8 protein-coding genes are annotated in these 13,982 nt (G+C 35.7%); 6 read left to right on the top strand and 2 right to left on the bottom strand.

Annotated elements, in window-relative coordinates:
• Positions 1-40: 40 nt before the first annotated feature.
• Genes ACRD69_RS07620 through ACRD69_RS07605 form a run of 4 tightly spaced genes read left to right on the top strand, consistent with a single transcriptional unit; the run spans position 41 to position 8,321 of the window.
• Positions 41-1,870, top strand: a complete 1,830-nt coding sequence (locus ACRD69_RS07620) for a BamA/OMP85 family outer membrane protein (protein ID WP_430814486.1) — start codon at positions 41-43, stop codon at positions 1,868-1,870.
• 1 nt (position 1,871) lies between these two features.
• Entirely contained in the window at positions 1,872-5,708 is a 3,837-nt protein-coding gene (locus tag ACRD69_RS07615) for a translocation/assembly module TamB domain-containing protein (RefSeq protein ID WP_430814485.1), read from the top strand.
• Positions 5,709-5,714: 6 nt separating this feature from the next.
• Positions 5,715-7,922, top strand: coding sequence for a tetratricopeptide repeat protein (locus tag ACRD69_RS07610; protein WP_430814484.1), 2,208 nt, complete (start codon positions 5,715-5,717; stop codon positions 7,920-7,922).
• Between the two features lie 12 nt (positions 7,923-7,934).
• On the top strand, positions 7,935-8,321 hold the full coding sequence (locus ACRD69_RS07605; RefSeq protein ID WP_430814483.1) for a DUF3859 domain-containing protein: 387 nt from the start codon (positions 7,935-7,937) through the stop codon (positions 8,319-8,321).
• A gap of 512 nt (positions 8,322-8,833) precedes the next feature.
• On the opposite strand, the gene ACRD69_RS07600 is transcribed toward ACRD69_RS07605, so the two are convergent.
• Entirely contained in the window at positions 8,834-10,579 is a 1,746-nt protein-coding gene (locus tag ACRD69_RS07600; protein WP_430814482.1) for a response regulator, read from the bottom strand.
• A 333-nt stretch (positions 10,580-10,912) separates the two neighbouring features.
• Here ACRD69_RS07600 and ACRD69_RS07595 point away from each other — a divergent pair, with 333 nt between their 5' ends.
• Positions 10,913-11,758: a hypothetical protein gene (locus ACRD69_RS07595; protein WP_430814481.1), complete on the top strand. Its 846-nt coding sequence runs from the start codon at positions 10,913-10,915 to the stop codon at positions 11,756-11,758.
• 246 nt (positions 11,759-12,004) lie between these two features.
• A complete protein-coding gene (locus ACRD69_RS07590) occupies positions 12,005-12,646 on the top strand; it encodes a redox-sensing transcriptional repressor Rex (RefSeq protein WP_430814480.1) in 642 nt (213 codons plus the stop codon).
• A gap of 61 nt (positions 12,647-12,707) precedes the next feature.
• On the opposite strand, the gene ACRD69_RS07585 is transcribed toward ACRD69_RS07590, so the two are convergent.
• Positions 12,708-13,967 (bottom strand): sensor histidine kinase, encoded by a 1,260-nt coding sequence (locus tag ACRD69_RS07585; protein ID WP_430814479.1) that lies wholly within the window; start codon positions 13,965-13,967, stop codon positions 12,708-12,710.
• Positions 13,968-13,982: the final 15 nt, after the last annotated feature.

Raw genomic sequence — 13,982 nt, 5'->3', positions numbered from 1 at the left:
TAAAAGCCTTAATTTTAAGAGCCCTAAATTTATTATTTAATTGAAGACACATCTATTTCTAATATTGCTTATCGCAATTTCATTTTCTGCTATTGGACAGAATCGTCAAAAACTCAGGAAGGTTAAGTTCAAAGGAAATAGGGCTATTACTGATTCAAAACTTGAGGAAAGCCTTAGTCTAAAGGCAGTTACCCGAATAGGTGAGAAATTCTCCGATAAGGAGGCCGATCGTTTTACAATGCCTCTCTATGAAGATAATCTTGAGATAATTAGATATGTTTATGAGAAAGAAGGTTATTTAGATGTAGAGTTCAACGATCCGAAAATTAAAATTACCCGTAACAATAATGTGAAACTGACTTACAATATTGTCGAGGGTAAGCCAATCGTACTGAATAAAATTAGTTACACGATTGATTCGGTTAAATATGAAGAGTTTCTCACAAGAAAAATTCGTCGTAAAATTCGCTTGCAGTCCGAGTTAAAAGTGGGGCAACGCTTCAGGGATGAATGGTTTTATGCTGACCAATCTTTTATAAATGAGGAATATAATAACATGGGTTATGCGTACGCGAAAGTAAAGCATAAGCTAAAGGTTGACACATTAAAAAAAGAAGCTGAATTGAATTGGCTCATTGAAACCAATAAGCTTTGCTATTTCGGTCCCATTGTTATTGAAGGAAACGAACGGGTGCCGGAAAAAAAGGTTGTTCGCCAATTACGTTTTGAAACAGGCGATACCTGGTCAAAATATGATATTGATGAAAGTCAGAAGCAGATCTATAATCTCGGAATGTTCAGGGTTGCTTCCATAAAAACACTATTGAGTGAAGAAAAGCCAGATACTTTACCCACGTTAGTTGTTTTAAAAGAAGCTCCGCGATGGACATCGCGTTTTGGAGTAGGTTATGGACGTGAAGATGATTTCCGGGTGTTTGCAGATATTCAATATCTTGGATTTATTACAAGAACAGGACGAGTCAATTTATACGGAAAGCATTCGGGCCTTGAACCCTATAACTTTCAACTTAAGTTTACTCAACCGGCAGTAATTTTTCCTTTTAATTCAGCTTTGATCAATCCTTTTGTAATGCGGCAACATGAGCCTGCTTATAGTATTGATAGATATGGAGTTAATTTAACCTTTCTGCAACATTTCTCAGAACGCTTTAATACATCAGTTAATTTTTATCTTGAAGATGTGAACTCCGATTCAACGCTTGTAGGTGATGCTGCGGCATTGCTCGAGAATTCAGGATCAGATATGGACCACTACAGTAAATCCGGTGTGTCACTTGGTTTTGTTTTCTTTAACGGGGAGCCTCGTCTTGATCCGGTTACAGGTTATTCATTGGCAGTGAATGTTAAACGGAATGGTACTATGATCAATGAATCAATACCTTTTTACCGCAGTTTGATCGAGTATAAAAAGTACGTAGGTATAAAACCCGGTGTTACTATGGCATTGAAAGGAAAAGTTGGTGTGGCAACAATGATAAATAATGATGATCTGGTACCTATAGAAGAACGATTTTATGCAGGAGGTAGTTATTCGGTCAGAGGCTGGGGGCGTTCTCAATTAGGACCCAAAGATGATGAAGGGCAGCCTACAGGTGGTAATAGTTTACTTGAGGGGAGTATTGAAAACCGATACTTAATAGCGCCTAAGATCGTGTTTGCTGTTTTTTGTGATGTTGGTAATGTTTGGCAAGAATCATTTTATTATCGGTTTAATGATTTACATTATGCCGCTGGTATTAGTTTAAGGGTCAAAACACCAATTGGTCCTGTGGGTATTGATTTGGCAAGACCAATTTTTGACCATGAAAAAAGCTGGCAGTTACATTTTAATATAGGGAACCCTTTCTGATATGTTGAAGAAAATTGTAAAATATCTGATTCTTGCATTCAGTCTGATCATACTGATATTAATTGGGTTGCTCATCTATACGCAAACGGCGTCATTTAGGGAGTACCTTAGAGTAAAGGTACTTGAGATTGTTAATCCATATTTTAATGGAGAGTTGGCTATTGGCAAAATAGAAGGAAACCTGTATAATACCATTCACTTAACAGATGTTTCCTTAACAGAAGGAGACTCAACGGTTGCGAGTATTGACTCTTTATATGTGAGTTATCGATTGATCAACTTAAGGGCAAAACACATAGAATTTGACACGGTTTATATGCAATCTCTTCATTTTAATCTGTGGTATAAAGACAGTGCTACTATGCATTTGTTGTATGTTCTTGAAAGGTTGATCGAGAATAAGAATGATGAACCATCAGAATTTCCGCTTATCTTAGATTTTAAGAATATAGTATTGGAGAATGGGCATGGAAGTTATCAGCTCAAGTATGGCATGAATCCAATTGATATTGAAACGATAAAACTGAATGCAAGAGGTTATTTTAAAGACAAGCATGTCGAGGTTGCTTTAGGTTCATTGAATATTAAATCTGCTAACCCGGATTTTGAGGTAGAGCAGGCCAGGCTTAATTTTCTTAAAAAAGGAACATTATTAAAAGCTGACAGTATTTACCTTAAAACAAATAACTCACTTATTACTGGAGATGCCCACTATGTGTCAACTGGGGATTTTCAGATTGACTTAGAAGGCACTCCCCTGAATCAACGTGATGTTCAATTGGTTTTACCAACGGTTCCCTTGCGTTCGATCCCTGAGCTTAGCTTAAGTTTAAATTCGGAACAAGAAGAGTTGCATTGTGATCTGTTATTGTCAAAGGGAAAGGAAAGTGTAACATTGCAAGGTGTGTTTTATGATCTTCCGGACGCCATAAGGAATAAAAAACTCGTGTCAGAATACGATGTTGATGTGTCGTTTAATGAATTTGTGCCTGAAGATTGGTTTGATATGAATAAGACAGAGGCCTATCTGAATGGCTCAGTTGAAATAAAGGGTGAAAACGTATTTGACTATAAAAGTGATTTGAATTTACGGGGGCGGTTTAATAATTCCTCATACCAGAATACTGTTACTGACACATTATTTATTGATGCCTCGCAAATCAGTAATCATATTAAGGCTGATATGTTGGTGGTTTATAACGAAAGTCGAAGTGAAGGTCATGTGCAAATAGATGATTTATATAATAAACCGGAATATACTTTCAATTTTGAAACCCGTAACCTGGATGTAGAGGTGATTGAGCCAGTTATGGAGAATACTGTGGTCAATGGTCATATCATTATTTCAGGTACCCATATTATTTCTAATAAGCGGAATTTTACAACCCGGGCTCAGTTATATGATAGTAAGGTGTATGACATTGACGTTGATAGTCTTGTGTTGCATTCGGAGTTTAGTGGAGAGAGTATGTACTTTGACACATTGGCTGTAAAAATAAAGAGTAATGAGGTCGTCAGTTCAGGAGAAATACATTTTAGTTCGTTTGATTATAAAGCTCAGGCCATTGTAAAAAGCAGGAACCTGGATTTTCTTGAACAATTCAAATTACCTGACTTTTCGTTTGAAGTTGCAAATGCCAATGTTAATCTTGCCGGCAATAAAGATAGTATCGAATTTGGTGGAATACTGAATGTAACTGATTTTGGGTATGCAGAACTCATTAGCGACACAGTTATTGCACAATTAGATGGGCGATATTTTGCAGACTCAATAGTAGTTGGTGGTGTAATTAATGGGAATAACTTGCACGGTGATGTACAGATGCTTGATACATTTGATATTAGTTTTGATTATACTGATAAACACCTAAGGTCTGCTATTAGTCTGGGAAAAGACAGTTCTCTGAATGTGCTGATTGAATCACAATTGAGTTTGTTGGATACGATTGGTTTAACTCTTGTATCTACTGACATAAAAATACCAGGCTCTCATTTCTACCTGACAGATTCTATGCAAGACATAGGGTTTTACGATAAGTCGATTTTCATTGATGCATTAGAGATTAAAGACAGGGATAATGATCATTTCAGGCTCAAAGCTGATGGTGTCGTTAGCGCCAATAATGTTGAGAATTTTGAGTTGAATATTGATAGTCTGGACTTAAATATACTTAATTATTTCACTAATACACCCGATAGTATTGGCGGAAAAATAACTATGGCTTTGCAGCTTACCGGTGAACCTGAGTCTGTTATACTTCAGGGAAATTATTCGTTAAGAGATTTTTACTTCAGAGACTTTGTAACTCCTGCCCTCGAAGGACAGCTTGCATATTTAGCCGATACTTTTACTGTTGATACCTGGTCTCCAGAACTGGATAGTAGTATATATGCCAATTTTAAAGTGCCACTTAAACTGGAAATAGATACTTCCGGTTACGATATGCCTTTGCCCGAATCATTCTCGGCAGAGTTGGTGCTGGACTCTTTAGAACTTGTAACACCTGATATTTCAGAATATATCCATATAAATGCTGGATTGTTATTGGATGGAAGAGTGAAAGCTAAAGGTGAGTTTAATAAGCCGATGTTTTATGGGCAGATCAATATGAAAAACGGCTATTTAAATAATGATAAACAAGGAGTGTATTATAAAGATATTACCGGGCAATTTGTTTTTGATGAAAACAAAGTAGATATAGACACATTTTACGTTGGTTCGGATAAGGGACATTATGCCTCAAAAGGATATCTCTTATTAGATTCAACACTGGTTTCAGGAAAGGTAGTGGCCTCGGATATGGCCACGAATATTAAGAATTTTCACCTGGTTCAACATAAAAACTACGACGTCAATATTAGCGGAGATCCGTTTTACCGGACAGGAATTGAAGGGGCGCCTCGTTTTGGTGGTAAAGTAATAGTTAATCGGTCTTCATTTTACATTCCCGGACTTGTAGCTGATGATGATGCGAAAAGCAACACTGAAAATATGCCATTATTGGTTGAAGCATTACAGGAAAATGATTCAGTAGCCATCAAAACTGAAGAAGAGATTGAGTTGGTGCCTCCGTTTATTAAGCAATTGCGAGGACGGCTTAATATTGACATACCTCGAAGTACCTGGCTGAAGAGTAATGATATGAATATAGAAATAAGCGGAGATGTTGATGTTGTTAAAGAGGCTGATTATTTTGAGTTATTCGGAGATGTTGAGGTTGTGAGGGGACACTATATTCTTTATGGACGTAAGTTTAACGTGACTGAAGGAATTATTACATTCATGGGAGGAAAGACACAGGACCCACGATTGGAAATTAGGGCGGAATATGTGTTTAGGGGGAGTGATAAGGAAAAACATACACTCCAGCTGGCAATAACAGAGTATTTATCAGAGCCTGAAATCAACTTTACCCTTGATGATGTTGGTATTACACAGTCTGATGCCGTATCAATTATGGTTTTTGGTAAAACAATGGACGAATTAAGCTATGATGGACAGAATGGTATTATTGGGTCTGTCGGATCAAATATGCTGGCAAACGTGGTAACATCTTCTTTAAACTCTACCATTGGTCAACGTTTTAAATTGGATATGATTGAGGTTAACTCAACCGAAAATTGGCAAAGCGCTGCATTTGTGGTTGGAAAGTATATTACAAACGATTTATTTGTGATTTATCAACGGGGATTTGGAGAAACGGAGGATGATGAAATTACGCCGGAAATGGTTACTCTGGAGTATGAGTTAAATAAAGTTTTATTCTTTAGATTGCAGAGTGGTAGTTCCAAAACATCAGGATTTGATGTAATTTTGAAGTTCGAATCATCTAAATAGTAAGCTATGATGACTGTTAAGGAAATTAAAGTTGAGCATACAAATATATGTTGGCTTTTATCGGAAAAGAAGATTAAAGATAGCCTGGATAAAATTCAAAAATTGGTTAAAGAATCGCAAAATGGAGATTTGATCGATAGTCATTATAATATTGAATTTACCTATAAGAATATTCTGAAATACACGGTCGAGGGCATATCGGATCCTGAGCGTCAGAAAGTCTACAATCATTTATTACGCGATGTATACCACCTGGCAGATAAGGTGTGTGATTTATTGCTGAGCAAATATTCAGGAGATCAGATCTATGAAGAAAGAAAAAAACAGACAGAGCTTAATTTTCAGATTGCAATAGATGAAATAAACTCTATTTGGAGTGCTTTAGAATTGCAAAAGGTCGTAGATGGCAATGCTGAGAATAAACCGGAATTACAATTAGCAGTCGATAAGTTATTCAACCAGGTTTGGTCATATTCATCTATTGGGAGTGTCAATAAATCAGTGTTGAAAGATTTCTTTGAGAAAAGTACTCTTCCCTTACACTACAAAGCCATACTGGTTGGGGCGATAAACCTTTCTTTAATGCGCGATTTTTCTTCCGATTATATACATCTTCTAATAGAGCTTAGCACGCATCCAGAAGATGAATTAAGTGCCAGGGCTATAGTCGCTTTATTATTGGCTCTGAATAAATATGACGCGCGTTTACCATTATATCCAGAGTTGTACACCCAGTTATTTATGACAATTGAAGAGAGTGGTTTACAAACAATTATTCACAGTATCGCTATTCAATTGATCAGAACGAGGGAAACAGAACAAATTTCTAAAAAGTTGAACGATGAGATTTTACCTGAAGTAGTGAAAATGCACCCTAAGCTTAAGGATAAGCTCGATTTGGATAACCTGATCAGTGATAATCTTGCTGAGGGTAAAAATCCTGATTGGGAAGATATGTTTAAGGACTCGCCAAACCTGATGGATAAAATGGAAGAGTTGACGCAATGGCAAATGGAAGGTGCCGATGTGTTTTTATCAACGTTTAAACATTTAAAGCATTTTTCATTCTTCAATACGGTAAGTAATTGGTTAATGCCATTCTATCCTACACATCCTGATGTTCAGCAGTCATTATTTAATGAAGATGCCGTTTTTAGCAGTCGGTCATTGCTTGATGGTCTTGCTTCATCCCGCTTCTTATGTAATTCTGATAAATACTCGCTTATTCTGAGTATTCCACATATGCCTGGCATGCAAAAAGAAATGATGGGGCAAATGTTTTCAGCCGAGATAGAGCAGATGGTTGAAATGCAAAAGGATGAACAAATGCTGCAAGCCAATCAGAAAAAGCTGGTTGCCAGTAATCAGTTTATTCAGGATTTATATCGTCTGTTAAAAGTTCATCCTCAGAAACACCAGTTTGAAGATGTCTTTACCCAAAAAATGGACTTTTACAATCGATGGTTCTTCAATCAAATGCTTGATGATTCAGATGCTTTAAGGGATATAAGTGAGTATTATTTTAAGAAAAATTACTTTGAAGATGCCCTCGAGATCTATAGCAAGATTGCTGATAAGGAAAAGGGCAATACAGAGGTGCTTCAAAAAATGGCTTATTGCTATCAACAATCCGGAAATTACGAAAAAGCTTTATGTTATTATCAACAGGCCGAGTTACTGGGCTCACAAAGTGTGTGGAATAAGAAGAAGATTGCCTTGTGTTACCGACACTTAAATAAACCCGAAGATGCCTTAAATTATTATAAGGAGGCCGAAAAAATGGACTCTTCAAACCTTCATACACAAGTCTCAATAGGGCACTGTTTGTTAGAATTGGAAGACTTTTCAGAGGCTTTAAAGTATTATTTTAAAGTTGAGTACCTTGATCCCGGAAATAACAAAGCGGGACGGCCCATTGCATGGTGCTCTTTCGTTGAAGGTAAATTCGAACAGGCTGAAAAGTATTACCACAAATTAATTGTTTCAGAGAAAAACAAGCACGATTTAATAAATCTTGGGCACACACTATGGTGTCAGAAGAAACGAAAAGAAGCTTTGTCATTTTATCAGCAAAGCATACAGTTGCCTAACCATTCGTTTAATGAGTTTATTGATACTTTTAATTCAGATATACCTTACCTTAAAAAGCATGGTATAGATTCCGGAGATATTCCACTGATGTTGGATCAGGTGAGGTATTCTCTGGAGAGTTAATGAAACAATTTAATGGCAAAGAAGAAAATAAGCTGGGAATTATATAGCTACGGAGAATATAGCAGGTGGGAACGAACATCGAGAAAGCTGCCGAAGCTACTGAAAATAACTGACAGGATTCTGATTCAGCCGGATATTGAATTTGGATATGTTATAAAGATTAAAGGTGCCAAAGGCAAGCTTGTTGAGTTTAAAATTGATCACCCTCCGTTTAAAGATAAGCATGGCAAAGTGGAACCCGCATTTAAGGGACAATACTTTGTAAATTCGAATGACTACGAGTTTTTTCTTGGAGATACTGTCTGGGAACCCTATGATGATAAGGCAGGAGAGTGGGTTCTTACTACATGGTTGGATGGAAAAGTTTTAGCAGAAAAGACAATAACGCTTTACCTGTAAACCTAGCTCATTAAAACCATTATTAAGAACATGATAAAACCTAAAAGTGCAATTATTAGTGCAACTTCTATGATCGAATAGATCAGAATCTTCCGTTTAAGTTTTAATGTTATATCAGTTTCTTTCTTCATTTTCTTCTTATCCATTTGTTCGTGGTCTAACCTCAATATACAAACTTACAAGGCTAGATGAGAAATTCAAGAGGCTTTAACAGTAATTAACAAGGTGTTGACGTTTTTTAACCGTACCTGATAGAATAGTATCACTATATCACCTGTTTGTGATAGACTAATCTTATTCCATAAAATGAGACTGCGAATAGTAATTAAGGTTTGATAAATATCTTTTAAGATACAATTTATGTACATGATCCATTTTCATGCATACATCGGATAATATGCCATCTGGCAACTGATTAATAAAAAAACCTGAGCTCGTTACTTATGACGAACCCAGGTTAATAACTTATTTTCAAATATTGGGATGAACAAATAAAAATGAAAGTCTAAATCCTAACTTAGATGTTTTTTAATCTTCCTTATTAAGTCTTCAGGCTGGAATGGCTTACTAATATAATCATCCATACCGGTTGCCAGACATCGTTCTTTATCTTCAGGGAATGCATTGGCTGTAACTGCAATAATTGGCGTGTGTGTGCCAGTGCTTTTTTCAATCTGACGTATTTTTTCAGTTGCCTTAAAGCCATCCATGATCGGCATTTGTATATCCATAAGAATTAAGTCGTATTTGGCTTTGCCAAACTTATCAAGCGCCTCCTTGCCGTTGAAAGCAACTTCAATCTTCTTAACCTCATTTTTAATATATAAAATGATAATCTGCTGGTTGCTGAAGTTATCCTCAACTAGCAGGATGTTGGAGTCTGCTATGTCAACAACTGGCTTAAAGTAGTTCTCTGACTGCTTGGTTGGAGGTTTTATATTCTCAATTGACTGACTTTGGATGTTTTCTTTGAAAGTAGCAGTGAATTCAATAATGGTTTTAACCGAATCAGGGATAATGTCAATATGGTTACCATCCATTTCGATTATTTTCTGTGTAATACCTAAATCAAGCATGTTGATATATTTTGAGCGATTCAGGTGAATTACATCCGATGAGTGGATAGCATCCTCACCAAGTTTCGACTTAGGCATTGGAACTACTGTATTGCTTATGATTCTGAATTTTAAAACTATTTTATTAGGAAGAATCTCTTTACGTGAAACTTCAATTGTAATTGTTTTAAGCTCTGAATTATTATACTTCAGGAGACTGTTAAGAAGGTTAAGGAATATCTGTTTAATTTTAATGCTGTTGCCAATTAAGTTCGTTGGAATATCAGCTGAAAGTGAAAGGCTGAATTTCTTTTTCTCCTGATCATCCTGAAATAACTTGATAGTGTTATTAATAGTTGAATAGAGGTTAAAGCTAACTTCTTCAGCCGGTATTTGGCTAAAATTAGTTTTGGATGCTGCCACCATGTTATTAACAACATTTACCAGGTTATTTGAAGAGGCATGTATTGTATTGATATAATCACGCTGATCATCACTTAAATTCGTTTTTTCAAGAATATCAATAATACCAGTAATGTTACTTAAGGGAGTTCTGATTTGGTGTGAAAGTTTTGATATTAATTCTTCCTGCGTTTTATTGAAATTCTGTGAATCTAAAACGCGCCTTTCTTTTCTTAAAATAATCTCGGTATAGGTAAAGTGAATGGCATAAGTAGTTATGAAAAAGAAGGCATAGAAAGCGAGAAAAACAATTTTTTCTGTCTGTGTATATTCTTTGGCCTGCTCAATCCATCCATAATTGTTAATCACCAATACAATAACTGCGATTAACAGAAAGAATATGATTGAGAAAATGGACCCTCTGCGCATTCCCATAAGTGAGATGATAAATGGAGGGAAAAGTGCTGACCAGATAATATTGATTCCCGTGCTGCTTCCAAAAACAACAAAATATAAAAAAGTGACACTAGAGAAGAAGAAAAGTGAATTTTGCATGCCTTTAGCCATTGAGTTTCGGCTTAGGTACACAAAGTGAAATGCAAACGTCAGGCTTAATGTCAGAAGGGGAATTGCAAAAATTGTATTCTCATTTCTCAGACTGATAATACCTTCAATAAACACAATGCAGAATAAGAAGAAATTAATGAGGTTGTTTATGAGCATTGGAGTTTGCTCTTCTTCATCAACTTTTTCCTTGCTTTCCGTTTTAAATAGTGAAAGAAATTTATTTAGTAATTTCATCTGTTTGTTGTTTAGATTATCCTTCTTTGGGGCTTGCATGTTGGTAATTTTTAAACCAAATGCGATAGCTGCCAATGTTATCGTGAAATAACTAACCCCAAATAGCCTAGTTTCCTTAAACAAAAATAAACTAATAAGTGGCTCTTTATAATAAATAAGCAGCATTTTTTAACCAATTGCAAAATAAATTGAATTTGATGTAACCGTTTGGTTAACTATTCCCGTATTAAGCAAATACTGATTTAATAATAAATTTAGAATTATCCTTATAAATTTGGACGAGCCTTTTAAGGAAGGTGTTAAAAATTAATGTATAAAGAAATTTGTGTGAATATGAAGAGAATACTAACAATTGCCTGTTGTTTAATTGCTGTTAGTGGTGTGTTTGCAAAAGAACATTTGCCAACAAAAGAAGAATATAAAGCTTTTTTAAATACAAAAACGCTTGTTGTTATGGATGCGAATCCAATGAGTGACTTTAATTTTAAGATCAAAGAGGTGATGGAAACCGTATGGACCTTAACCGATTATGAATTTATCTCCAATGATGAATTTGAAGATAAGCGTAATGATCCTGCCTACTCTTTTTTGATTTCAACAGTTGCCACTTTTGATGCAGATAAAACAAAAGCCCGTTATAATTTTTTAAGCCTTCTACTTGGCGAAACAGATACAGAAGTAAGGGATTTGCCTGATTTATGTTCGTTACCATTATCATACCTTCGTGTTGAGGATGTAAGTTATGCATACAAGCTTGAAGCGTTTGTACGTTTTATTCAGGATCATGTCAATCTTATGAATGAACAGCCTCAGTTGATTAAACCTAATGCTTTCAAGTACTACAACGATAATGTCAAAAGTTTGTCAGGAAAGACATTGTATCTCACAAAGGAGGATTTAGCTCCGGAGGTCAATACCTTGTCAAAGATAAAGAGCATTTACCCTTACAATGTTAAAATTGTAACCCGCTCAGAGGTTGAGGATGCTATAGAAAGAAGGGATGATTCGGTTGTTTTTATGCACAAAGTAGGTCCGGAAGGCACGAAATATAAAGCTCGATGCTATAAAATATTGATCGGCGCTGATAGTTCAACATTCTACTATTTCGATTACCATATGGTGAATAAGAAAAATCGTGATGGATTATTGGAAAAGGATTTGAAAAAAATGGCTTCTTAAGTTATATGCCTCATAAAGCTTTAAATTAAAAGGCGATTAGTAATAAATTGGTGATATAAATCTTGTCAATTTTAATTAGTGAATAGAGTTATCATTCAAAAACTTAATTAATTTTGTAAGTTTGTTAAACAGACGAAAAGAGCAATAGAAATTCACACCTTATCTTTTATTCATTGGTCATTGGTTTTTATTTCTTAGAGTCTTGTTGAACAAAAAAGGAATGTATAAACATATGAATTAATCACTATGTCGCTAACTAATCGAAAGAAAAATAACCTGGTGCCGGAGCCAGCGCTTCGACGTATGCCTTGTTATTTAGCTTATTTGAAGCTAGCCCAAAAGGAGGGGCTTCAACATATATCTTCAACATTAATTGCCCGTGATATGGGGGTTGACCCAACTCAGGTAACAAAAGACTTGTCATATACCAGTATTGTTGGCAAAACAAGGGTTGGATATGAAGTTGAACCTCTAATTGATGTATTAGAAGATTTTCTGGGTTTTACAGTAGTTGATGAAGCTTATTTATTTGGGGTTGGAAGTTTAGGTAAAGCATTATTGCACGATCATGGATTAAAACAATTTGGTTTAAAGGTTGTGGCTGCATTTGATGTTGACCCTGAAGTTGTTGGTAAAACAATTGAAGGGGTGCCAATTTATCATTTTGAGGAACTGGCCAACATGCACGAGGAAACAGCAAAGATTGGTATTCTGACTGTTCCTGTAGATAAAGCTCAAGAGGTGGCAAATAAGCTTGTTGAAGTAGGTATTAAAGCCCTCTGGAACTTTACGCCTGTTCGTATTAAAGTAGAGGAGGATATTGTTGTTCAGAATACATCATTGTATGCGCATCTGGCCGTAATGTTTAATCGCATGAAGGCAGAATAAGAACACATAAAAGAAGATATAAAAAGGTGCAAATCATTCAGATTTGCACCTTTTCTTTTAGTTAGAAAGTCAGGGTAAATTTAGTTGCTTTTTCTGGTTCAGAATAGGCAGAAATCGTTCCCCCATGAAGACGGAGTATTTGTTTTGAAAGGCTAAGACCAATTCCAGAGCCTTGTGGTTTTGTTGTAAAGAATGGAATAAAGATTTTATCCAGAACATTTGGTAGAATACCTTGTCCGTTATCTATTACCTGAATTGTTATGCGACCTCGTTTGTTAAGAAAAGCATTGAGCTGGATTTCCGGATTTTCTCTCGAGTCGAGAGCCTGAATAGCATTTTTAACCAGGTTAATGATTACCTGCTCAATTAATTTTTCATCTGCGGATAACTCAAGTGAGTTTGGTTCGATGTTTATACTGCACTTGATGCTTTTAGCTTTAAGCTCTTCTGTAAGCAATCCTTTGATGTTAAGTAGCAACTTACTAACAGGGAAGATTGTAAACGTAGGCGTCGGAATTCTTGTCAGATCTCTGTACGTATTAACAAAATGCAATAGTCCATCCGTTCTTTTGTGTATTGTTTCTAAAGCCCCTTCAACTTCTTTTATTGTTTCAAGATCGTCGCTGTCAATATTTTTCTCCTGAAGACTACTTGACAGTTCCTTCAAAATCATAGTGATAGTTGAAGAAAGTGATGAGATTGGTGTAATGGAATTCATAATTTCGTGAGTTAATACACGAATTAGTTTTTGCCACGATTCCATCTCCTTCTCTTCCAGCTCATCCTGAATGTTTTTAATCGATGTTAACAAGATAGTTCTGTTATGTATCTTAAACTCAGTAGCGTAAATGGCCAGTTGAAGTAACTCATCTTTTTCCTGAACTCTTATTAATGAATTTTCTCCATGTCTAATGCTTAATAGCTTCTGAACTAATTCAGGGCTAAATTCATTTAATGCCTGAATGTTATTTAGTGCTCTAACCTGAAATAGTTTTTTGGTAGCATTGTTAATAAGTTCTACTTTTCCATCTTTCGAATAAGCAATTAATGATATCCCAATATGCTGAATTACTGTTTGCAGGTAATAGTAGTTTTCTTCCTTTTCTGCTCTTACTTCCTGGAAATCTTTAATTACCTCATTGAATGATTTTTTGAGTTTGTCAAATGAGGAATCAAGACTTTCAACCTGAAACGTTCTTGTAAAATCAGAATAGCGTATGGATTCCAGAAAGTTGTTTAGGACACGATTGGTTCTGTCAACATAATGGATCATTGCAAATATCTGAAAAGCAATTAACAGACCTACCAGTACAAGTGTCATGGTTAGCTCTGTGTT

The organism is Carboxylicivirga agarovorans (assembly GCF_050589845.1).
GTDB classification, from domain to species: Bacteria; Bacteroidota; Bacteroidia; order Bacteroidales; family Marinilabiliaceae; genus Carboxylicivirga; species Carboxylicivirga agarovorans.
The sequence above is the reverse complement of the archived record's forward strand: the minus strand, read 5'-3'. Positions and strand labels throughout refer to the sequence as shown.

Excerpts from the sequence above, each read along its gene's own strand:
- ACRD69_RS07610 (WP_430814484.1), top strand. The coding sequence starts at position 5,715 with ATGATGACTGTTAAGGAAATTAAAGTTGAGCATACAAATATATGTTGG.
- ACRD69_RS07595 (WP_430814481.1), top strand. The coding sequence starts at position 10,913 with ATGAAGAGAATACTAACAATTGCCTGTTGTTTAATTGCTGTTAGTGGT.
- ACRD69_RS07600 (WP_430814482.1), bottom strand. The coding sequence starts at position 10,579 with ATGAAATTACTAAATAAATTTCTTTCACTATTTAAAACGGAAAGCAAG.
- ACRD69_RS07605 (WP_430814483.1), top strand. The coding sequence starts at position 7,935 with ATGGCAAAGAAGAAAATAAGCTGGGAATTATATAGCTACGGAGAATAT.
- ACRD69_RS07615 (WP_430814485.1), top strand. The coding sequence starts at position 1,872 with ATGTTGAAGAAAATTGTAAAATATCTGATTCTTGCATTCAGTCTGATC.
- ACRD69_RS07590 (WP_430814480.1), top strand. The coding sequence starts at position 12,005 with ATGTCGCTAACTAATCGAAAGAAAAATAACCTGGTGCCGGAGCCAGCG.
- ACRD69_RS07585 (WP_430814479.1), bottom strand. The coding sequence starts at position 13,967 with ATGACACTTGTACTGGTAGGTCTGTTAATTGCTTTTCAGATATTTGCA.